Below are 20,705 nucleotides of genomic sequence, written 5' to 3' on the forward strand. Positions count from 1 at the left end.
GGCGCGTCTTCCGTTTCCGCTCTGTGTCAGATCAGGGCCGCCGGTCCCCGAGCGCCTATTGACTAACTATCAAAGCGGGCATGGCGGGCATCCTCCGGCGATGCGAGGCTGGCGGGGACCAGGCGTTTTGGCCGAGACGGGGGATATCCATGGGGGACATCAACTTCCGGATTCTCGGCCCTGTACGGGTCGAGCACCACGGAGCGCACTTACGGCTCGGAGGGCCGCGCCAGCAGACGCTGTTGGCGTTACTCATGCTGGAGGCCAACCGAACCGTCCGTATGAGCTCCATCATCGACGCCGTATGGGGCGAGGGACCACCAGCTTCGGCGACCGCGCAGGTACGCATCTGCGTGTCGTCGCTGCGCCGGGCGTTCGCCGCCATCGGGTTGGCGGACGTCATCGAGACCCGACCGTCCGGCTACCACCTCCACGTTGCGGCGCAGACGATGGACCTGCACTGCTTCCAGGATCTGGTCGCCCGCAGCAGGGTCATGGGAAAGGAGGGCCGGCTGGACGAGAGCGTCGCGCTGCTGCGTGAGGCGCTGGAGCTGTGGCACGGCCCGGTCGCCGCCGGGCTGGAGAGTTCGCGGGTGCGCAACGCGGCGGCGTTCGCGGAGGAGGAGCGGCTCTCTGCGGTGGAGGAGTGCCTCGAGCACGAACTGAGCCTGGGGCGGCACCACACCATCATCGGTGAGCTGCGCGATCATGCCGCCGAGCATCCCTTCCGCGAGAGGTTCGGCGCCCAGCTGATGCTCGCGCTCTACCGCTCGGGGCGGCAGGCGGACGCCCTGGAGGTGTTCCGCGCGATACGGGCCAGGTTCGCAGGTGAGCTCGGCCTCGAACCGGGGGAGGGCCTGCGCTCCCTGGAGGCGGCGATCCTCGCCGGTGACTCGGAGCCGCTGCACACCCCCTCGGTGGCGCAGCCGGTCCCGGTGCCAACACCCGGTGCCGCGCCCGGCACCGACGCCACCGCGGACCGGCTCGGTGAACTGGAGCGCGAGAACAGCCGGTTGCGTGCCGAGCGTGATGTCTTCAAACAGCTCGCCGCATCCTGGCTCCAGGTCCTGACCAATAGCGACTAGGAACAGCCTCTTAATCAGTTCGATAGGCCTCTGCCCAAGTCTCTGTACCGAGGAGAACGAGCTGAGAGGCGGTGCTGTGAGTCAACTGCGGGACGGCGTCCTGGTGCAGAAGTACGGCGGCAGTTCCCTCGCGTCACTCGATCAGATCCACGCGGTGGCACGACGGGTGGCACGGGCCCGGGCCGCCGGCCTTCCGGTCGTCGTGGTCGTCTCCGCCAGGGGCGACACCACTGACGAACTGCTGGCTCTGGCGGCCGAGGCGGGGGCCCTGCCGCCGCCCCGCGAGGTGGACCAACTGCTCACCACCGGTGAGACGGCATCCGCCGCTCTGCTGGCGATGGCGCTCTGGGAGGCGGGTGCCCCGGCGAGTTCGGTGTCCGGGGCGCAGGCAGGGATCCGCGCAGTCGGCCAGGCCGGGGACGGAGTGGTCGCCACCATCGACACCGCGCACATCGAACGGCTGCTGGACGAGGGCCATGTGGTCGTGGTGGCCGGGTTCCAGGGCACCGCGGACAACGGCGACCCCGTCACGCTCGGCCGGGGCGGCTCGGACACCACGGCCGTCGCGCTGGCGTCGGTCCTCGGCGCCGAGCGGTGCGAGATCTACACGGACGTGGACGGTGTGTACACCGCGGATCCGCGTGTGGTCCCCGCGGCCCGGGTACTGCCGTGCGTCCCCCTGCGCGTCATGGAGGAGATGGCGTTCGCGGGGGCCCGCGTCCTGCACGCGCGTGCCGTCGAACTCGCCGCGCTCGGCGGCGTGGAGATCCGTGTGCTCCACGCCGCGGGCGACGGCGACGGCACGGTCATTGTGGACGAAGGAAGAGAGACGATGCTGGAGACAAGATCCACCGTGGTCGCGGTGGTGCACAGCCTCGACGTGGTCCGGGCCGTCGTGCGGGTCCCGGGTACATCGGCGGTCCGCGCGGCCGACATCTTCGGATCGGTGGCCGAGGGCGCGGTCCCCGTGGACATGGCCAACTTCACCGAGGCGCCCGAGGGCGGCTGCACCGTGAGTATGACCGTGGGCAGGACGCATCTGACCGCACTCAGCGGAGTACTGGGGCACCTGACCAAGCAGTGGGACGGCACCACAGAGCTGTACGAGAACGAGGGCAAGGTCTCGCTCGTCGGTACGGGGCTGCTCAGCAGGCCCGCGTACGCGGCCCGGATGCTGTCGGCGCTCACCGGTGCGGGGGTCAGGACGACTTCGGTCGCCTCCTCGCAGCTGCGTATCTCGGTGACCGTGCCCGCGGACTGTGCGGTCAGGGCGGTGGATGTCCTGCACCGGGAGTTCGAGCTCGAATCGCCGGTCGCCGCCTGAGCCGCCACCCGTCCTGCCGAGAAGCCGACACAGGAGATCTCATGGCAATGGAACTGAACAATCCCTTCGGCCGCAGACTCAGGCTCCGCCGGCTCCACCGGCACCACGCCTCGCGGCTGCTGATCGTGCCGCTGGACCACTCCGTCACCGACGGTCCGGTCACCGGCGGCAGCCGGGTCAACGCCCTGGTGGGCAGCCTCGCCAGAGCCGGGGTGGACGCAGTGGTACTGCACAAGGGTGCGCTGCGCTACATCGAGCCCGGATGGTTCACCGACACCTCGCTGATCGTGCACCTGAGCGCGAGCACCGTGCACGCTCCCGACCCCAACGCCAAGTACCTGGTGGGAAGCGTCGAGGAAGCCGTACGGCTGGGCGCCGACGCGGTGAGCGTGCACGTCAACCTCGGCTCGCACGAGGAGGCGCGGCAGATCGCGGACATGGCGGCGGTCGCCGATGCCTGCGACCGCTGGAACGTCCCGCTGATGGCGATGATGTACCCGCGCGGCCCCAAGATCACCAACCCGCGCGATCCGGGGCTGATCGCGCACGCCACCACGCTCGCCGCCGACCTGGGCGCCGATCTGGTCAAGACGCTCTATGTCGGCTCGGTCGACGAAATGGCCGATATCACCCGTACCTCCCCGGTCCCCGTCGTGGTCGTCGGCGGACCGCGGGTGGACGACGAGTCCGAACTCCTCGCCTACGTCGAGGATGCGCTGCGCGGCGGAGCCGCAGGCGTCGCGATGGGCCGCAACGTCTTCGCGGCCGACGACCCCGAGGCGACGGCCCGGCGGCTCGCCCAACTGATCCACCGTGAACTGGTCACCGTCGAGAGCCTCGCGCTGTGACCGCCGTGTCACCCGCCCAAGCACCAACTGCCCATCACCGAAAAGGGAGTTCGAACGTGAAGCTGGTCTGGCTGGACATCCGCAACGTCGGCGCCAAGCAGGCGGTCCTCGAGGAGGCGCTGCACCAGCGGGTCGACGCCATGGTCACCGACGACATCGCCGACCTGGAGGCGCTGCCGCCCACTGTCAAGAAGGTACTTCTCCCCTCCGGCAAGGACCTGCCCGAGGAGTTCGGTACGGCCGACGTCGTCATCGTCGACCCGGCACGCCACGGCGAGCCCGCCGAACTCGCCGTCCGCTTCCCGGAGGTGGAGTTCGGCCGGTTCACCGAGATCATCGACGCGCCGACGCTGGAGGATGCGTGCCAGTCGGCCCGCACCCAGCCCTGGAGCGTGCTGCTGTTCCGTGACCCCACCAAGATTCCGCTGGAGATCGTGATCGCCGCGGCCGCACGCTCGACCGGCAGCATGATCACCGTTGCCCAGGACGTCGAGGAGGCGGAGATCATCTTCGGCGTCCTGGAGCACGGCTCCGACGGCGTGATGATGGCCCCGCGGAAGGTGGGAGACGCCACCGCGCTCAAGGCGGCGGCCGAGGTCGACGTGCCCGACCTCAACCTCACCGAGCTCACGGTCACCGCCACCGAGCACATAGGGATGGGCGAGCGCGCCTGCGTGGACACCTGCAGCTACTTCCGTGAGGACGAGGGCATCCTCGTCGGTTCGCACTCCAAGGGCATGATTCTGTGCGTCAGCGAGACCCACCCGCTGCCGTACATGCCCACGAGGCCGTTCCGCGTCAACGCCGGCGCCATCCACTCGTACACCGTCGGCAAGGACGAGCGGACCAACTACCTCAGCGAGCTCAAGGCGGGCAGCAAGGTGACCGCCGTCGACATCAAGGGCCAGACGCGGCTGGTCACCGTCGGCCGGGTGAAGATCGAATCCCGCCCGCTGATCTCCATCGACGCCGAGGCGCCCGACGGCCGACGCGTCAACCTGATACTGCAGGACGACTGGCACGTCCGGGTCCTGGGCCCCGGCGGCGTGGTGCTCAACAGCACCGAGCTCAAGCCGGGCGACAAGGTCCTCGGCTACCTGCCGCTCGAGGACCGTCACGTGGGCTACCCGATCGACGAATTCTGCCTGGAGAAGTGAGCACATGACCACGAAGGAGCGACAGCGAATCTTCGACGCCCACGCCCATCTGGCACCGGGTGAGGGCGCCGCGGACCGGCTCCTCGAGGTCATGGACAGCTGTGGGATCGACCGCGCCGTCGTCGTAGCCGGCGGCGTGGTCGATCCCGACCTGCTGTCCCGCCAGATCATCGAGGGCGGCGCGCTCGACCGCGACGCGGACAACGACGGCGTGTGGGCGGCCTGTGAGCCCACCGGCGGCCGGCTGGTCCCCTACTTCTTCGCCAACCCGCACCGCGCGGGCGCCGACTACCGCGCCGACGGGCGCCGCTTCCACGGTCTGAAACTCGCGCCGTCCGTGCACGGCGTGCCACTGACGGACCCCCGCCACGCCGAACTCGCCGCGATCGCCGAGGAGTACGGGCACGGCGTCTATCTGCACTGCGTACAGCGGCCCGGCTTCGGCGTGGCCGATCTCGTCACCCTGGCACGCGACTTCCCTCGGGTGACCTTCGTGCTCGGCCACGCGGGCGTGGGCGACATGGACCTGTACGGCATCGACCTCATCACCCCGGCCGCCAACATCCTCTTCGAGACCTCGGGCGGCTACTCCGCCGTGGTCAGGGCGGCACTGAACCGGCTCGGGCCCGGCCGGGTGCTGCTCGGCACCGAGTACCCCCTGCAGCATCCGAGCGTCGAGCTGGCCAAGTACCGCGCCCTCGGGCTGAGTGAGCGGGAGTGGGCGCTGGTCGCCTGGGACAACACCAGCAGACTGACCGGAGGGACGGAGCGATGAACCAGCCGCACGCACTGCCCGAGCTCGGGCAGTGGTCCTCCCTGGAGGAGCTGTACGAGCTCCAGGACCGCCGGCTGCCCGCCGCACTGGAATGGGCCCGCGCCTCGCCCTTCCTGAAGCCGAGGTTCGAGGGCACCTCCCCGCCGCGGAACGTCGCCGGCCTCGCGGGACTGCCGTTCACCACCAAGCAGGACTTCCGGGAGTCGTACCCGTTCGGGATGCTCGCCGTGGACCGCAAGGAACTGGCCACCTACCACGAGTCCAGCGGCACGTCGGGCGAGCCCACTCCCTCGTACTTCACCGACGCGGACTGGCACGATGTCACCACCCGTTTCGTACGCAGCGCCGTGGACATCTCGCCCGCCGACACGGTCATGGTGCGCACCCCGTACGCCATGCTCACCACCGCCCACCAGGCCCACCAGGCCGCGCGGTTGCGCGGCGCGACCGTGGTGCCGGCGGACAACCGCTCCCTGGTGACGCCGTACGCCCGCGTCGTACGGACACTGCGCGACCTGGAGGTGACCCTCGCCTGGTGCCTGCCGAGCGAGGCCCTGCTGTGGGCGGCCGCCGCGCGCGCCGCCGGCCTCGAACCGGCCCGCGACTTCCCCGCTCTGCGCGGTTTCCTGGTCGCGGGGGAGCCGCTGACCGAAGCCCGCCGTGCCCGGATGGGCGAGCTGTGGGGCGGCATTCCGGTACGCCAGGACTACGGCTCCACGGAGACCGGGACGCTTGCGGGGGAGTGCTCCCAAGGGCAACTGCACCTGTGGGCCGACCGGTTCGTCGCGGAGGTGTACGACCCCGCAACCGGTAGGAGCGCCCGCGAGGGGCGTGGCCGGCTCGTCATCACCACGCTCTACCGCCGGGCGATGCCGCTGGTGCGCTACGACCTGGAGGACACCGTCGAGGTGTCGTCCGCGGAGTGCGACTGCGGCTGGCACCTGCCCGTGGTGCGGGTGCTGGGCCGCTCGGCGGGCGGCGTTCCGGTGGGCGGCGTACGCGTCACCCCGCACCAGCTGGAACAGCTCGTCTTTGAACTGCCCGTCGAGCACGGCGTGCTCTTCTGGCGTGCCAGGGCCGGCGAGAAGCGGCTGGAGATCGAGATCGAGGCGTTCCAGGGGCACAGCGCCGCGGCCTGCGCCGCACTCGAGGTCACGGTGGGGATCGGACTCGGTGTGCCGTGCGAGGTGCGCAGCGTACCCGCGGGCACCATCGTGCCGCTCGAAACCCTGACCCGCGGCCATGGATTCGTCAAACCCAAGAGCCTCTTCGCCCCGGGCGAGGACTGGGACAAGGCACTCATCTACTACTGACGTCCAGGAGACCCCCATGCCCTTCACCGTCCCCGCCTGGGCGGCTCCCGCTCCTGGCGCACCCCTCGCGCCCACCACCATCACCCGGCGCGACACGGGCGACCACGACATCCTCATCGAGATCGCGTACACCGGTATCTGCCACACCGACCTCCACCGGGTCCGCTCCGACTGGGGGCCGGGCATCTTCCCCATGGTGCCCGGCCACGAGATCACCGGCACCGTCGCGGCGGTGGGCCCGGGCGTGACCCGGTACGCGGTGGGAGACCGGGTGGGAGTCGGCTGCCTCGTCGACTCCTGCCGCCGGTGCCGGGCCTGCCTCGCGGGATACGAGCAGTACTGCGCGCGCGGCCACACCGCCACCTACAACTCCCTCGACCGCCACGGCGAGCCCACCTACGGCGGCTACAGCACCCATGTCGTGGTGGACGAGCACTACGCCGTGCGCATACCCGACGCCCTGGAACTCGACCGCGCCGCACCGCTGTTGTGCGCCGGGGTCACCGTCCACGCGCCGCTCGTCCGCAGGGCGACAGCACCCGGCAGCCGCGTCGCGGTCGTCGGCATGGGCGGACTGGGCCACCTCGGGGTGCAGATCGCCCATGCCATGGGCGCGGAGGTCACCGTGCTCAGCCAGTCGCTGCGCAAGAGGGACGACGCGCTGCGCTTCGGCGCCAAGGCGTTCCGTGCCACCTCCGAAGCCGAGGTCTTCGAGCAGCTCGCGGGCTCCTTCGACGTGATCCTCAGTACGGTCTCGGCGGGCATCGACCTTGACGCGTATCTGCGCCTGCTGGACCTCGACGGTGCCTTCGTCGGCCTCGGGGTGCCCGACCGGCCGAGCACATTCGGCATGTTCTCGCTGATGCTGGGCCGCCGCACCATCGAGGGATCGCTCTTCGGCGGTATCGCCGAGACACAGCGCACCCTCGACTTCTGCGCGCGAAGCGGTATCGGCGCCGAGACCGAAACCATCACCGCCGGGCAGATCAACGAGGCGTTCGAACGCCTGCGGTCCGGGGACGTGCGCTACCGCTTCGTGATCGACGCGAGCTCGTTCGCCTCCTCCTGACCCGCCACGGCAGGCCGGTAGTGGTCGATGAAGAGCAGACCGACCAGCTCACCGCGCGAGGAGACCCCCGTCTTCTCGAAGACCGCCTTGATGTGGTCGCGCACCGTGTGCGGGGAGAGGAACAGCTGGCCCGCGATCTTCTCGGTCGACAGCCCGCGGGCCACGCACCTCGTCACCTCCAGCTCCCGCTCGGACAGCTCGTAGGCGTCGGCGACCAGAGGCATCACATCCGACACCTTGGCCGGTTCGAGGACCACGGCCGACCCGCCCAGTGAGCCGTCGGCCTGCCGCATACAGGTGGCATGGCACACCAGCCACCGGCCGTCCCGGGTACGCAGCCGGATCCGGGCGGTGCCGCGGTCGCGCTCGTGCGCGGCCGCGCGCACCTTTGTCGCGATCCCGTGCAGCCACGGCGGTACCCGAAGCCCCATCGCGGTGAGTGCCGACGGCCCGTCGGGCAGCTCGTCCAGATAGCGCCTGGCCTCGTCATTGACGGAGACCAGCACCCCCGACGGGTCGAACAGGAGCAGCCCCGGCCCGCCCGGTACGCCCAGCGTGTACGGCACGGCGCCGGCCGGCCGCGGCTCCGCGAACGACCGCAGCCGCTTGGCCAGCGGAGTCACCAGCGAGCCGATGAACGCGGTGTCCGCGGCGTCGAACGCCTTACGGCCCCGGGCCCGGAACAGGCTGACCGTGCCCTGGGGCCGCCCGCCCACTCTCAGCACCACGCGCAGCTCGTCGTGCAGCCCGCGCGGGCGCATGAAGTCCTGGTAGATGGCGCTGCCGCCGGGGTCGCCGCCGGTCGTCTCGCGCAGTCCGGCCACCGGGACCGGTGCCTGCACCAGTTCGCTGTACAGATTGACGCGCTCCGCGAAGAGCTCGATCTCCCAGTAGTTGGCACAGCCCTTGTCGTCGATGTTCTCGGCGTGGATGGGGGCGGTCATGATGCCGGTCTCCGGGTCCGTCACCCGCCACACCGCCGCGTCGAACGGCATGAACCGGCGCAGCTGCGCGGACGCCTCGGCGAACATGCCGAGCGCGTGCGGCGCATGCTCCGCACGGGCCAGCAGCTCGCTGCGCCCGGTACCGGCCTTGAGCGTGGACTGCGACATGACGGGGCCTCCGAGCCTCCCGACCGCTGGGAAACGGCCTCACAACGGTCAACTGCCCACGCAGGCAAGCCTATTCCCTCGATCGGAAACCCGACCGGAAACCCGACCGGAAACCCGACCGGAAACCCGACCGGGAACCCTTTCCCCTCAATTGAGGGATGGGAGGGCACGGCCGCGCGACGAAGACTTCTCATGCGACACGGACCACAGGAGGACCCCGCCATGCCCCATTCCCACACCAGCACCGACCCCACCGTCCCCACCGAGCTTTCCGAACTCGCCGGCCGGATCCGGGGTGCTGTGCTCACCCCCGGCGCGGACGGCTGGGACACCGAGCTCGCACCGTTCAACGCAATCGACGTCCACCGGCCCGCCGTGATCGTCGCCGTCGAGGACACGGGAGACATCCAGGAGACGGTCCGGTACGCCGCCCGGCACGGACTCCCCGTCGCCGTACAGGCCACCGGGCACGGCATAGCAACGCCCGCCGACGGAGGGGTGCTCATCAGCACCCGCCGGATGAACGAGGTCGCAGTCGACCCCGTGGCGCGCATCGCCCGAGCCGGGGCCGGCACCCAGTGGCACCAGGTCATCGAGTCCGCCGCCCGCCACGACCTCGCCCCGCTCAACGGCTCCTCCCCGCTCGTCGGTGTCGTCGGCTACACCCTCGGCGGCGGCCTCGGTCTGCTCGCCCGCCGCTACGGCTACGCAGCCGACCGCGTCACCCGCATCCACGTCGTCACTGCCGAAGGAGAACTGCGTGAGGCCACCCAGCACCGCAACCCCGACCTTTTCTGGGCGCTGCGCGGTGGAAAGGGCAATTTCGGCATCGTCACCGCCATCGAGTTCGGGCTCGTGCCCGTCACCACGCTGTACGGCGGCGGACTGTTCTTCGCGGCCGATGCGGCGCGGCCGGTGCTGGAGACCTGGAGCCGCTGGACGGCGGACCTGCCCGAGGAACTGACCTCGTCGCTGGCCCTGTTGCGGCTGCCCGATGCGCCCTTCATCCCCGAACCGCTGCGCGGCCGGCTCACCGTCCATGTGCGCATCGCCTTTCTTGGCCTGCCCGAGGACGGCGAGAAACTCCTCGCGCCACTGCGCGCCGTCGCGCCCACCGTGCTCGACACGGTGCGCGAGATGCCCTACACCGACGTCGGCGAGATCCACATGGACCCCGCCGACCCGATCCCGTACCACGAGCGGTCGATCCTGCTGCGCACGCTCGACGCGGCAGCCGCACAACTGCTCCTCGCCGTCGCGGGGCCCGACGCCGACTGCCCCGCCTACGTCGTCGAACTCCGCCACCTCGGCGGCGCAGTCGGCCGGCCGTCACCCGTGCCCAACGCCGTGGGCAACCGCGACGCAGCCTTCACCCTGACCACCGTCTCCCCGCCGAAGGGTCCGACCGACCCGGCCCGGGCCGTACTCACCGCGCTGGAGCCCTGGGGCACCGGACGTTCCTACGTCAACTTCCTCACCGGCTCCGACGTAGCCGGTGATGCCAGGCGCCTGTACGAGCCGGAGACCTACGAGCGGCTCACCCGGATCAAGCAGCAGTACGACCCGCACAACCTCTTCCGCTTCACCCACAACATCGACCCCGGCCACGCCGACCGTGCCTGACCGGCCCAGAACGGAGACCATCGTGACCACCGACAATCCGACGGCGCAGGCCCAGGCGGCCGCTTCGCCGCCTCCCGCGCTGAGCGTGCGCTCCACCGGCCTGCGCCTGGGTGCCCTGTTCGGCCCCGCCATCTTCGGCGTGACCGCGGCCGGCGTGGCCCTGCCCGATGTCGCCCGCGCGCTCGAGGCGAGCCCCTCGGCCGCCGCCTGGGTGCTCACCGCCCACGCCCTCGCCCTCGGCATCGGCACCGCGCTGGCCGGCCGGGTGGCCGATGCCCGCGGCATCCGGTTCATCCTGCTGGCCGGCGCCCTGATCCTGGTGGCCGGAGCCGTGGTCTGCCTCGCGGCGCCGAACATCGGCGTCCTGGTGGCGGGCCGGTTCCTGCTCGCCGCCGGCTCCGGCGCGATGTCCTCGGCCGCGCTCGCCCTCGCCGCGTCCTCCGCACCCGACCAGCGGCCCAGGATCCTCGCCATCTTCGGCGCGACCATGTCCGTGTTCTCGGCGGGCGCGACGCTGGCCGGCGGTGTGGTCACCGAGTGGCTCAGCTGGCGCCTGACGCTGATCCTGCCGCTGCTCTCGCTGCTGGCGCTGCCGATGGTGCTGCGTCAGGCGGCCGCGCGCCCCGGCTCGGGCCGCTCCATCGACCTGGGCGGCGCGCTGCTGCTCACCGTGACCGCGGCATCCTTCCTCATCCTCATCCAGTCCTCCGCGCTGTCGCTCTCCGCCGTCACGGTGACTGTCACCGCCGTACTGCTGGTGCTCGCCGCGGTGGGTCTCGTGGTGCGCACGGCGCGGGTCCCCGAGAGTTTCGTGCCGCGCGCGATCGCCACGGACTCGACGTTCGTACGTGCCGCGATCACCGGAGTCGGCGTGTACGCGGGGCTGTTCGGCACGATGTACGCGGTGCCGCAGCTGCTGGTGCGCGAGCACGGCTGGAGTGTGCTGTCCATCGGTCTGTGGCTGCTGCCCGGAGCGGTCCTGGGTGCGGTGCTCTCGCGCTACGCCAGCAAGCTGATGGGCGCCGGGGCCAATGTGCTGCTGACCGTGACGGCACTGGCCTGCGCCGCGCTGCTCGCCCTGGTGGGGCTCACGGACGGCGGTCCCGCGGTGATCGTCGCCGGTGCCTCGCTCGGCTTCGCCGCCTTCGCGGTGACCCAGGTGGTGACCACCGGCCTGCTCTCGGCCCGTACCGCGCCGCAGCAGCGGGGCGGAGCGGTGGCCCTGCTGAATCTGACGTTCTTCGTCGGAGGCGGCGTCGGCTCCGCGGTCGCGGGCGCCCTCGCCAAGTCGATGGAGCTCGCCGACGTGGTCGCTGTCATCGCGGCCTTCCCGCTGCTCGGTGCGGTGTTCGCCCTCACCCTTCCGCGGCCGGCGCCGATGCCCGGTCCCCAGGGCGCGCCTCGATAGCCGCACGATATGCGACCGATAGGCGTCGCCCGCAGGATGGGCCGCCGATCAGACCGCTGAGAGAGGTGGGGCAGCGTGACGTCCGATTTCGACAGCCGCGTACGCAAGTCGGTGGCGTGGCACTTCGACCCCGACACGGGCTCGCCGTTCTGGCTGGGCAAGCGTTCCGGGCTGGGCTTCGACCCGGTCCGGGACGTCCAGACAGCCGCGGATCTCGCCCGGTTCCCGGACGTCAGTGAGGAGTTGCGTACGGTCCCGGTTCCCGACCTGATCCCCCGGGGCCTGCGGGACAAGCCGTTCCGCGTCTTCGAATCGGGCGGCACCACCGGTGCCCCCAAGCGCATCATCGACAGCGAAGTACGGGGCCGGATGCTCGAGTGGGCCCGGGACCAGCTGATGGACCTCGGCGTGCCGGCCGGGGGCCACTGGCTGCACCTGGGCCCCGGCGGCCCCCATGTGGTGGGGTCCGACGTGGCGCGGCACGCGGCGATGGGCGGCGGTGTCTTCCACACCGTCGACTTCGACCCGCGCTGGGTCAAGCGGCTTGTCGGCAGCGGGCGCGGCGACCTCGCCGACGAGTACATCGAGCACCTGCTGGACCAGGCGGAGACCATCATGCGGAGCCAGGACATCAGCGTCCTGAACACCACCCCGCCGGTGCTCGAGGCCATCTGCGCCCGCCCCGATCTGTACGACCTCCTACGTTCCGGGATCGAGGCCGTCCTGTGGGGCGGCATGTCGGCGGACCAGGAGACGATCCGGCTGCTGGACGAGGAGTTCTTCCCGCAGGCCACCGTCGCCGGCGTGTACGGCAACAGCCTGATGGGGGTGGCCCCCCAGCGGGCCGCACAGCCCGGCGACACCCACCGCTGTGTCTTCCAGCCCTACCCCGAGACCACGCTCGTCCAGCTCGTCGGGGAGGACGGGCACGAGGTGGCGTACGGCGAGCGGGGGCGCGTACTGCTCCATCTGGTCACCGAGGAGATGTTCCTGCCCAACGTCCTGGAGCGGGACACCGCGATACGTGTCGAGCCCGCACCGGGCTCCGCGACGGACGGGCTGGCGGACATCCGGACGTTCCGCTCCCTGGGCCAGGGCGAGATCATCGAAGGGGTCTACTGATGGCTTCGCCCACGCCCGCGGTCATCGATCCGCTGATCGCCGGCCGGACCGTGCACAGCGCCGACCGCTCGCCCCTGACCGGGGTGCTCGGCGAGCCGCTCGCCGACATCGGACAGGCGCCGCGGCTGCTCGCCGTCTCCGCGCTGCGGGAACTGCGCGAGCGGGCGGACGGGCTGCCGCCCGGCGCCGAGATCTTCCGCCGCGCGGCAGACCTGTTCACCGACGCCACGCTGGACGGCGAGAGCCCCGAGGAGTACGCGCGGCGGGTGACCCTCGGCACCGGACTCACCGCCACCACCGTGCGGCTGTCGGCCGCCGAACTCGCGGCGGAGATGCGGGACCTCACCGGCATTGCGCGTGCCGAACTGCCCGGCACGGACTTCGGCCCCGGTCACCGCACCCGCTGGGTGCCGCGCGGACGGCTGTTCGCCGCCGTGCTCGCCAGCAACCATCCGACGCCCAGCAGCTCATGGCTGCAGGCCCTGTTCCACGGCTACAGCGTGCTCGTACGCCCCGGCAGCCGCGACCCGTTCACCCCGAGGCGGCTGATCGCCGCGCTGATCGAGGCCGGACTGCCCCCGCACCGGGTCGCGTTCCTGCCCTCCGCGCACGCCGTGGGGGAGTTCCTGCTCAAGGAGGCCGACCGGGGCATCGTCTACGGCGGTGACCGGGCGGTGGCGTCCTGGCAGGACAACGAGACGGTCGCCGCGCGCGGGCCGGGCCGGGCCAAGGCCCTCGTCGACGTCGAACCGGACGACGCGGTTCTCGATCATCTGGCCGAGTCGGCCGCCTTCGACGGCGGCACCCGCTGCACCAACCTCTCGGCCGTGTTCACCAGTCGGCCCGTCGGTGAGGTCGCCGACCTGCTGGCTCACCGGCTGAGCGCCCTGCCGGTCCTTCCCGCCTCCGACCCGAAGGCGTCCCTGCTGGTGCTGGAGCGCTCCCGGGCCGAGCAGCTGGAGCGGCAACTCGCCGCGTTGCGCGAGACGCTCACCGATCACACCGGGCGTTTCGACCTCCACGACGCTCTCGTACGCCTGGATGACGGATCGTTCCTGCCCCGGCCGCTGGTGCTCTCCGCCGACCGGGCCGACCACCCCGCCCTGGGGACCGAACTCCCCTTCCCCTTCGTCGTGGTGGCCCCCTGGCGGGAGGAGGACGGGATTGCCCCGCTGCGCCGGTCGCTCGTGCTGAACCTGCTCACCTCGCGCCGCGACCTCATCGACCGTGCGGTCCTCGAACCGAGCATCCGCAAGATCACCACCGGTACGGCCCTGCCCTGGACCACTCCGCACGGCATTCCGCACGACGGCAACTACACCCAGTTCCTGCTCGAACCCAAGGGCATCGTCGGCGACAGCCGCCACTGACACTGCGACGACGCTGCGACGACAACCCTGCGAAAATCTAGGAGAAGTCACAGATGAAACGACGTGAGGCGCTCATAGGCGCCGCGGCCGTGGGTGCCGGCGCCGCCATACCCGCCGTGGCGGGCTATCGCGGCGGTGGCGGGCAGACGGCCGCGTCCGCACCCGTGGTCGCCGAGGCCCCGGCCGTACACACCGAGCGGTATCAGGGCCGCACCATCCAGGTCGCCGACCACGGCGGCACCCCGGCCGTCACCATAGACGGCCGCGAACTGCATCTGATGCGCCTTGCGGACGACGCGTATCTGAGCGCCATGTGTCACTACGAGCTTTCGGCGACCCCGCTCCAGGCCGCTCGCCGTGCCGTTCAGGAGCTGCGCGGAGCCCAGTTGCTTCCCCTCGGCCACTCCGGGGTGCACCAGACATGAGCGGAACCGAAGAGCTGTCCAAGAGCACCTATGTGCGCAAGAACCACCTGGCCATGACCGCGGAGGAGAAGCGCCGCTTCGTGAACGCCGTGCTGGAGATCAAGCGGCGCGGTGTGTACGACCGGCTGGTCGACCTGCACATCAGAGTCAACTCCACCGACTATCTGGACAAGGACACCGGCAAGCGGCTCGGCCACATCAACCCCGGCCTGCTGCCCTGGCACCGTCAGTACATCCTCATTTTCGAGCGTGAGCTGCGCAAGGTCGATCCCCGGGTCACCCTGCCGTACTGGGACTGGACCACCGACCAGGGCGCGAACTCGCCGCTGTGGGCGGACAACTTCATGGGCGGCAACGGCCGGCCCGGCGACCGGCAGGTCATGACCGGCCCGTTCGCCAGGACCAACGGCTGGCGGCTCAACGTCAGCGTGGTGCCGGTCGGTGACGAACACCCCTCGCTCAACGGGAAGTACACCCAGGACGACCGGGACTTCCTGGTACGTGACTTCGGTACGATCGCGCCGCTCCCGACTCCCAAGGAGCTCGAGGACACCCTGGCGCTCCCTGTCTACGACTGCCCGCCGTGGAGCTACACCAGCGGCCACACGCCTCCGTACAACAGCTTCCGCAACCACCTCGAGGGCTACTCCAAGTTCGAGTGGGAGGCCAACTACGGCAAGCTGCACGGAGCCGGACACTCCTGGGTCGGCGGCCACATGGTGTACATCGGCTCGCCCAACGACCCCGTCTTCTTCCTGCACCACTGCTTCATCGACAAGATCTGGGCCACGTGGCAGCGCCGGCACCCCGACGTGCCGCACTACCTCCCGCTGGACGACAACGCGGACGTGCCCGGTCTGAACACCCCGCTGGGGCCCTGGCACACCATGACCCCGGCGGACCTGCTGGACCACACCCGCTTCTACCGCTACGACAGATAGCGGCCGGGAACGCGGTCGCCGCGCGGACGAAACCCGGTCCGCGCGGCCACTGCCGCATGCGCCGGTACGGGCGATCGGGCACGCGCTGTCCCACCTGACGAAGTGATCGGCGGTGCGTTGCCGCTTTTTTCCGCGCTGTGCAGGCTCCTGCTCATGACGAATGTCGCAGTCTTCCCCCACTCGTCCGTCCCGGTCCGCGGGTCCGCCGCGGCGCCGGAGCGCGGCCGCGAGGCGGCGCAATGACCGCCAGCGCCCCCCGCCGCCGTTCGGTGATCGCCGGCGCCGCCCTTGCCGTCGCGGCCGCCGGGACACCGGCCCTCGCCGCGCCCCGTAACCCGTCCGTGGCCTCCACCGTCTCCGCCGCCAAGGCGTCCACGAGCCGCGTACTGACCACCCGTACCACGGCCGGCCAGGTGTCCGGCGCGGTGGCCGGACGGACCGTCGTCTTCCGCGGCGTCCCCTACGCCGCCCCGCCGGTGGGCGCGCTGCGCTTCTCCTCGCCCCGGCCGCCCCGGCCCTGGAGCGGCGTGCGCGACGCCACCCGGTTCGCCGCCCCCTCGTACCAGTCGGTGCTCCCCGGCAGCAGCGAAGACTCGCTGTACGCCAATGTGTGGACGCCGGACGTCCGGGGCTCGCGGCCCGTCGTCGTCTACATCCACGGCGGTGGCTGGTTCGTCGGCGCCGGAAGTCACCCCCTGTACGACGGGGAGCGTCTGGCCGACCGCGGCGATGCGGTCGTGGTCACCTTCAACTACCGTCTGGGCGGTTTCGGCTGGGGCCTGCACGAGGACCTGGCCGACCCGGCCACCGGCTCCTTCGCCAACTGGGGTCTGCAGGACCAGGCGGCCCTGCTGCACTGGGTCCGGGCCAACGCGGCCGCGTTCGGCGGGGACCCGGACAACATCACGGTCTGCGGCACATCGGCCGGTGGATCGAGCGCCTGGCAGCTTTCCCTGCTGCCCGAGATGCGGTCGGTGATACGACGGATCGTGCCGATCAGCGCGGCCCACGTCTGGGCACCGGCCGTCGCACTGACCCCGCAGGACGCGGGGGAGGCCTACGACCGGATCGCGCACCGGCTGGGCACCACCGTGCCGGGGCTGCGCCGGGCGGATGCCGCCGCAGTCAAGGATGCCTGGGAGCAACTGTTCTCGGGCGCCCCGGACCGCCGGTTGCTGGGCAGCGGCCGCGAATACCAGGGACCGGTCGTCGACGGCCGTTGGATGCCCGCCTACGACCACGAACGCCCCACCCCGAAGGTGCCGGTGCTCTCCGTCCACGCCCGCACCGAGGGCTCGTTCTTCACCGGACCCGGCTCGCCCACGCCCACCCCCGCGCCCACCGACGAGGCGGAGCTGCGCGCGGCCGTACGCGCAGTCCTGCTCAAGGGAGTCCCGGACGTCCCCGACGCCCTGGCCGAGCGGTGTGTCGCCGGCTACCGGGCGGCGGCAGCCGCGGAGGGACTGCCGGACGACCCGCTGGCGGTGTGGACCGAGATCTGGGGTGACGGGCTCTTCCGGCGTCCGGTCGTCCGCTTCGCCGAGCGCCACGCCCGCACCGGCACCTCGCCGCTGTACGTGATGGACTTCGCCCACCCGGTGTACCCGCCGCATTTCGGAACGCCGCACGAGGCCACCTCCCGATTCCTCTTCGGTACGCACCGGCTGCCCGAGGAGGCTCCTGTCTACGGGGACGGGCCGCTGGAGCGGAGGGTCTCGGACACCTTCATCGACCTGGTCTCCTCCTTCGCGCGGTGCGGGGTCCCCACGGCGGCGGAGGCGCCCGCGTGGCCGGTGTTCGCACCCGGCCGGGCGAGCACGCTGATTCTCGGCGGCCCGCGGGTGGCCGAGATCGCCGACATCCCCAAACAGCGACAGCTGCGGTTCTGGGACGACAACGGCTGGGGGCCGCGTCTTTGACCCGCGCCGCGGGCCGCCTCGAGCGTTCGCGCACTGCCGCGAACCGCATGCGAGCGCACCCAACAGCACCCCAGAGCACCCAAGAAGACCGACGAGATCGACGAGATCGACGAGACCCACGAGACCGACGAGAGGGGACAAGTCATGTGCGGCCTTGCCGGATGGCTGAGCTTCCAGCGTGACCTGACCGTGCACACATCCATCGCCGCCGAGATGAACTCCACCCTGGAGTGCCGCGGCCCGGACGCCGGCGGGGTGTGGACTTCCGAGCACGCCCTGATCGCCCACCGGCGTCTGGCCATTATCGATCTGGAGGGTGGCAAGCAGCCCATGACCTCCGCCGAGGCGTCCGATGCGCCGGTGATCACGTACACGGGTGAGACGTACAACTACCGCGAGCTGCGCGAAGAACTGCGCGATCTGGGGCACGAATTCCGGACCGAGTCCGACACCGAGGTGGTGCTGCGCGCGTACCTGGAGTGGGGCGTGGCCTTCGCCGAGCGGCTGACCGGCATCTACGCGCTGGCCATCTGGGACCCGCGCACCGAGGAACTCCTGTTGGTCCGCGACCGGATGGGCGTCAAGCCGCTCTACTACTGGCCCACCGCCGACGGCGTGATCTTCGGATCCGAGCCCAAGGCGATCCTCGCCCACCCCGATACCGAGGCCGTCGTCGACGCCGAGGGCCTGCGCGAGATATTCGGCATCGTGAAGACTCCCGGCCACGCGGTCTTCCGCGGTATGCGGGAAGTCAGGCCGGGGACGCTGCTGCGGTTCTCGCGCTCGGGCAGCGAGGAGATCCGCTACTGGCAGCTCACCGCGCACGAGCACACCGACGACCTCGACACCACGATCGCCCACGTCCGCACCCTGCTCGAGGAGATCGTCTCGAGTCAGTTGGTGGCCGACGTCACGGTCGGCACGCTGCTGTCCGGCGGGCTCGACTCCAGCGCCGTCACCGCGCTGGCGGCCCGCGCACTGGCCGACGGCGCCGCCGGCCCGGACACCGGCGGCGACGCGGCCAAACCTGTGCTGGCGTTCTCGGTGGACTTCAAGGGCCACAACGAGCGGTTCAAGTCCAACGTCCAGTGGGCCGACCCCGACACGCCGTTCGCGGTGGAGGTCGCCGAGCATGTCGGCGCCGAGCACATCATCGTCGAGCTCGACACCGCGGACGTACTCGACCAGGACGTGCGCGACCAGGTGCTGCGCGCCCAGGACCTGCCCGTGTCCACGGGCGACATGGAATATTCGCTTCTGGTGCTGTGCCGGGCGCTCAAGGAGCGGATGACGGTCGCGCTGTCCGGCGAGGCCGCCGACGAGCTGTTCGGCGGCTACACCTGGTTCCACGACCGCGAGGCCGTCGAGGGAGACACCTTCCCGTGGCACCACCCCTTCGAGAAGGCGGGCGGCATCGGCGCGCTGCGTGCGATCGGCCTGTGGGACCGCCTGGGCCTGACCGAGTACGTCAAGCAGCGCTACACCGAGGCGCTGGAAGAGGTCCCCAAGCTCCCCGGGGAGAGCGGCGAGCCGGAGCGGATGCGCGAGCTGACGTATCTCAACCTGACCCGCTGGGAGAACTTCCTCCTCGACCGCAAGGACCGCATCTCGATGGCCACCGCCCTGGAGGTACGTGTTCCGTTCACCGACCACCGCCTGGTCGAGTACGTCTACAACACGCCCTGGGAGATGAAGAGTTTCGACGGCCGGGAGAAGAGCCTGCTGCGTGCGGCCATGCGCGGCGTGCTGCCCGACTCGGTGCTCGACCGTAAGAAGAATCCCTACCCGTCCACCCAGGACAGCGGGTACGAGCGGGCGGTGCGCGAGCGCGTCGAGGCCGTGATAGCCGACGAGACGGCGCCCGTGCTGCGGCTCGCCTCCCGGGCGGAGATCGAGCGGCTGCTCGACGAGCCCGAGGGCACCTATGCCATGGGCGGTCCCTGGAGCGCCCGGGCTGTGCTGGAGCGCCTTGTCGAGTTCAACACCTGGGTGAAAATCCATGGAGTGCGCGTTGAACTCTGAGCCGTACTGCGGTCAGGTCCTCACGGTCTGGTCGGACATCGGCTGCCCCTGGGCCTCCCTGGCACTGCACACGCTGCGGGCCGAGGCCGGTCGCACCGGTGCCGATCTGTTGATCGACCACCGGGCCTTCCCGCTGGAGCTCTTCAACCGCCAGCCGACGCCCAAGCGGATCGTGGACGTCGAAACGGTGGTGATTGCGGCCCGCCGGCCCGAGTTGGGCTGGCGGCTGTGGTCGGCGCCGGAGTCGTGCTATCCGGTGACGATGCTGCCGGCGCTCGAGGCGGTGCAAGCGGCGAAGGACCCGGCCGTCGGCGGGCTGCGCGCAAGCGACGAACTGGACGCGGCGCTGCGGCACGCCTTCTACGCCGAGAGCCGTTGCATCGCGGTGCACGCCGAGATCCTCGACGTCGCCGTTCAGTGTCCGCACGTCGATGCGGCGGCCCTGGAGGAGGCCCTGGCGGGCGGTGCCGGAAGGGCCGCGGTGTACGCGCAGTGGCGTACGGCCCGCGGCCCCCGGGTCCAGGGCAGTCCGCAGCTGTTCGCCCCGGACGGCTGGACGGCCCACAACCCGGGGGTCGCGTTCCGCTGGACCGGGGATCCGGCCGACGGCGGGCTGCCCCAGCTGCTGGAGTCGCGCCCGCAGTGGGCCGGTGAGCTGCTCGCCCGGCTGGCACCGCCCGGGTTCAGCCCCGGGCCGAACTCCGCTGCGCCCTGAGTGAGGCGGCGAGCGAGCGCAGTGCCGGTACGGCCGCTCTGAGCGAGGCGCGCTCGTCCTCGGAGAGCGTCGCGAGCGAGTCGGCGAAGATCTCCGACCAGGCCTGCTCGATGGCGGCCATGCCCTGCATCGCGCCCATGGTCGGGTACAGCTGGACGGCGCGCCGGTCCTGCGGATCGCGTTCCCGGCGGATCAGCCCGTGGGCGACCAGTCCGCGCACCGTGACGCTCACATTGCTGGCGTGCAGTGCCAGGTCCCGGGCGACAGTGCCGACTCCGACGCCCGGCGCGTCCAGTACATGGCGGAGCACTTCGAGGTCGGACGGCGCCAACGGCGCCAGTCCGGCCTCGTCCACGCCTCTCAGCCGCAGTACGCGCCCGAGGGCGTACAGGGCCGGAGTCAGTTCTCTCGCTTCGCGCAGCAGCGCGCCGTCGTCTGCGGATTCGGTCGCGTTCATGCATTGATAGTAGCTATAGT

At 71.0% G+C, this 20,705-nt stretch carries 18 protein-coding genes; 16 read left to right on the plus strand and 2 right to left on the minus strand.

The annotated features are described in order from the left end of the window. The first annotated feature begins 149 nt into the window (after positions 1–149). The 7 genes from OG883_RS34925 (at position 150) to OG883_RS34955 (ending at position 7,571) form a co-directional block, all read left to right on the plus strand. On the plus strand, positions 150–1,085 hold the full coding sequence (locus OG883_RS34925; protein ID WP_266550236.1) for a BTAD domain-containing putative transcriptional regulator: 936 nt from the start codon (positions 150–152) through the stop codon (positions 1,083–1,085). Between the two features lie 76 nt (positions 1,086–1,161). Further along, positions 1,162–2,409: an aspartate kinase gene (locus tag OG883_RS34930; RefSeq protein WP_266550239.1), complete on the plus strand. Its 1,248-nt coding sequence runs from the start codon at positions 1,162–1,164 to the stop codon at positions 2,407–2,409. 47 nt (positions 2,410–2,456) lie between these two features. Next, positions 2,457–3,257 (plus strand): 2-amino-3,7-dideoxy-D-threo-hept-6-ulosonate synthase, encoded by an 801-nt coding sequence (locus OG883_RS34935; protein ID WP_266553087.1) that lies wholly within the window; start codon positions 2,457–2,459, stop codon positions 3,255–3,257. A 5-nt stretch (positions 3,258–3,262) separates the two neighbouring features. Next, on the plus strand, positions 3,263–4,414 hold the full coding sequence (locus OG883_RS34940) for a 3-dehydroquinate synthase II (protein WP_266553090.1): 1,152 nt from the start codon (positions 3,263–3,265) through the stop codon (positions 4,412–4,414). A 4-nt stretch (positions 4,415–4,418) separates the two neighbouring features. Continuing rightward, on the plus strand, positions 4,419–5,189 hold the full coding sequence (locus OG883_RS34945) for an amidohydrolase family protein (protein ID WP_266550241.1): 771 nt from the start codon (positions 4,419–4,421) through the stop codon (positions 5,187–5,189). After that, positions 5,186–6,502 (plus strand): phenylacetate--CoA ligase family protein, encoded by a 1,317-nt coding sequence (locus OG883_RS34950; protein ID WP_266550243.1) that lies wholly within the window; start codon positions 5,186–5,188, stop codon positions 6,500–6,502. Before OG883_RS34945 ends, OG883_RS34950 begins: the two co-directional genes overlap by 4 nt. Before the next feature lie 16 nt (positions 6,503–6,518). After that, the gene (locus OG883_RS34955) at positions 6,519–7,571 is read left to right on the plus strand and encodes an NAD(P)-dependent alcohol dehydrogenase (RefSeq protein WP_266550244.1); all 1,053 of its coding nucleotides are present in this window, start codon (positions 6,519–6,521) and stop codon (positions 7,569–7,571) included. On the opposite strand, the gene OG883_RS34960 is transcribed toward OG883_RS34955, so the two are convergent. After that, positions 7,529–8,683, minus strand: a complete 1,155-nt coding sequence (locus OG883_RS34960; RefSeq protein WP_266550246.1) for a helix-turn-helix transcriptional regulator — start codon at positions 8,681–8,683, stop codon at positions 7,529–7,531. The genes OG883_RS34955 and OG883_RS34960 overlap by 43 nt on opposite strands. 222 nt (positions 8,684–8,905) lie before the next feature. Here OG883_RS34960 and OG883_RS34965 point away from each other — a divergent pair, with 222 nt between their 5' ends. From OG883_RS34965 to OG883_RS35005, 9 genes are all read left to right on the plus strand, one after another. Next, positions 8,906–10,306, plus strand: coding sequence for an FAD-binding oxidoreductase (locus OG883_RS34965; RefSeq protein WP_266550248.1), 1,401 nt, complete (start codon positions 8,906–8,908; stop codon positions 10,304–10,306). Between the two features lie 22 nt (positions 10,307–10,328). Beyond that, positions 10,329–11,714 (plus strand): MFS transporter, encoded by a 1,386-nt coding sequence (locus OG883_RS34970; RefSeq protein ID WP_266550250.1) that lies wholly within the window; start codon positions 10,329–10,331, stop codon positions 11,712–11,714. Positions 11,715–11,789: 75 nt separating this feature from the next. Beyond that, positions 11,790–12,836 (plus strand): phenazine biosynthesis protein, encoded by a 1,047-nt coding sequence (locus tag OG883_RS34975; protein WP_266550252.1) that lies wholly within the window; start codon positions 11,790–11,792, stop codon positions 12,834–12,836. Continuing rightward, positions 12,836–14,206 (plus strand): aldehyde dehydrogenase family protein, encoded by a 1,371-nt coding sequence (locus tag OG883_RS34980; RefSeq protein ID WP_266550254.1) that lies wholly within the window; start codon positions 12,836–12,838, stop codon positions 14,204–14,206. Before OG883_RS34975 ends, OG883_RS34980 begins: the two co-directional genes overlap by 1 nt. Before the next feature lie 53 nt (positions 14,207–14,259). Next, positions 14,260–14,631: a tyrosinase family oxidase copper chaperone gene (locus OG883_RS34985; protein ID WP_266550257.1), complete on the plus strand. Its 372-nt coding sequence runs from the start codon at positions 14,260–14,262 to the stop codon at positions 14,629–14,631. Further along, positions 14,628–15,572 (plus strand): grixazone synthase, encoded by a 945-nt coding sequence (gene griF, locus OG883_RS34990; RefSeq protein ID WP_266550259.1) that lies wholly within the window; start codon positions 14,628–14,630, stop codon positions 15,570–15,572. The genes OG883_RS34985 and griF overlap by 4 nt, the downstream gene beginning before the upstream one ends. Positions 15,573–15,811: 239 nt before the next feature. Further along, positions 15,812–17,491: a carboxylesterase/lipase family protein gene (locus OG883_RS34995; RefSeq protein ID WP_266550261.1), complete on the plus strand. Its 1,680-nt coding sequence runs from the start codon at positions 15,812–15,814 to the stop codon at positions 17,489–17,491. A gap of 144 nt (positions 17,492–17,635) precedes the next feature. Beyond that, entirely contained in the window at positions 17,636–19,513 is a 1,878-nt protein-coding gene (asnB, locus tag OG883_RS35000; RefSeq protein WP_266550263.1) for an asparagine synthase (glutamine-hydrolyzing), read from the plus strand. After that, positions 19,503–20,228, plus strand: a complete 726-nt coding sequence (locus OG883_RS35005; RefSeq protein ID WP_266550265.1) for a DsbA family protein — start codon at positions 19,503–19,505, stop codon at positions 20,226–20,228. The genes asnB and OG883_RS35005 overlap by 11 nt, the downstream gene beginning before the upstream one ends. Here OG883_RS35005 and OG883_RS35010 read toward each other — a convergent pair. Beyond that, positions 20,197–20,685 (minus strand): MarR family winged helix-turn-helix transcriptional regulator, encoded by a 489-nt coding sequence (locus OG883_RS35010; protein WP_266550267.1) that lies wholly within the window; start codon positions 20,683–20,685, stop codon positions 20,197–20,199. The two genes, OG883_RS35005 and OG883_RS35010, sit on opposite strands and share 32 nt — an antisense overlap. Between the last annotated feature and the right edge of the window lie 20 nt (positions 20,686–20,705).

The organism is Streptomyces sp. NBC_01142 (assembly GCF_026341125.1).
GTDB lineage: Bacteria > Actinomycetota > Actinomycetes > Streptomycetales > Streptomycetaceae > Streptomyces.

Bases quoted from the DNA above. Each gene is read 5' to 3' on its own strand.
- OG883_RS34935 (WP_266553087.1), top strand. From the start codon at position 2,457: ATGGAACTGAACAATCCCTTCGGCCGCAGACTCAGGCTCCGCCGGCTC.
- OG883_RS34960 (WP_266550246.1), bottom strand. From the start codon at position 8,683: ATGTCGCAGTCCACGCTCAAGGCCGGTACCGGGCGCAGCGAGCTGCTG.
- griF (WP_266550259.1), top strand. From the start codon at position 14,628: ATGAGCGGAACCGAAGAGCTGTCCAAGAGCACCTATGTGCGCAAGAAC.
- OG883_RS34950 (WP_266550243.1), top strand. From the start codon at position 5,186: ATGAACCAGCCGCACGCACTGCCCGAGCTCGGGCAGTGGTCCTCCCTG.
- OG883_RS34995 (WP_266550261.1), top strand. From the start codon at position 15,812: ATGACCGCCAGCGCCCCCCGCCGCCGTTCGGTGATCGCCGGCGCCGCC.
- OG883_RS34985 (WP_266550257.1), top strand. From the start codon at position 14,260: ATGAAACGACGTGAGGCGCTCATAGGCGCCGCGGCCGTGGGTGCCGGC.
- OG883_RS34955 (WP_266550244.1), top strand. From the start codon at position 6,519: ATGCCCTTCACCGTCCCCGCCTGGGCGGCTCCCGCTCCTGGCGCACCC.
- OG883_RS34980 (WP_266550254.1), top strand. From the start codon at position 12,836: ATGGCTTCGCCCACGCCCGCGGTCATCGATCCGCTGATCGCCGGCCGG.
- OG883_RS35010 (WP_266550267.1), bottom strand. From the start codon at position 20,685: ATGAACGCGACCGAATCCGCAGACGACGGCGCGCTGCTGCGCGAAGCG.
- asnB (WP_266550263.1), top strand. From the start codon at position 17,636: ATGTGCGGCCTTGCCGGATGGCTGAGCTTCCAGCGTGACCTGACCGTG.
- OG883_RS34945 (WP_266550241.1), top strand. From the start codon at position 4,419: ATGACCACGAAGGAGCGACAGCGAATCTTCGACGCCCACGCCCATCTG.
- OG883_RS34925 (WP_266550236.1), top strand. From the start codon at position 150: ATGGGGGACATCAACTTCCGGATTCTCGGCCCTGTACGGGTCGAGCAC.
- OG883_RS34965 (WP_266550248.1), top strand. From the start codon at position 8,906: ATGCCCCATTCCCACACCAGCACCGACCCCACCGTCCCCACCGAGCTT.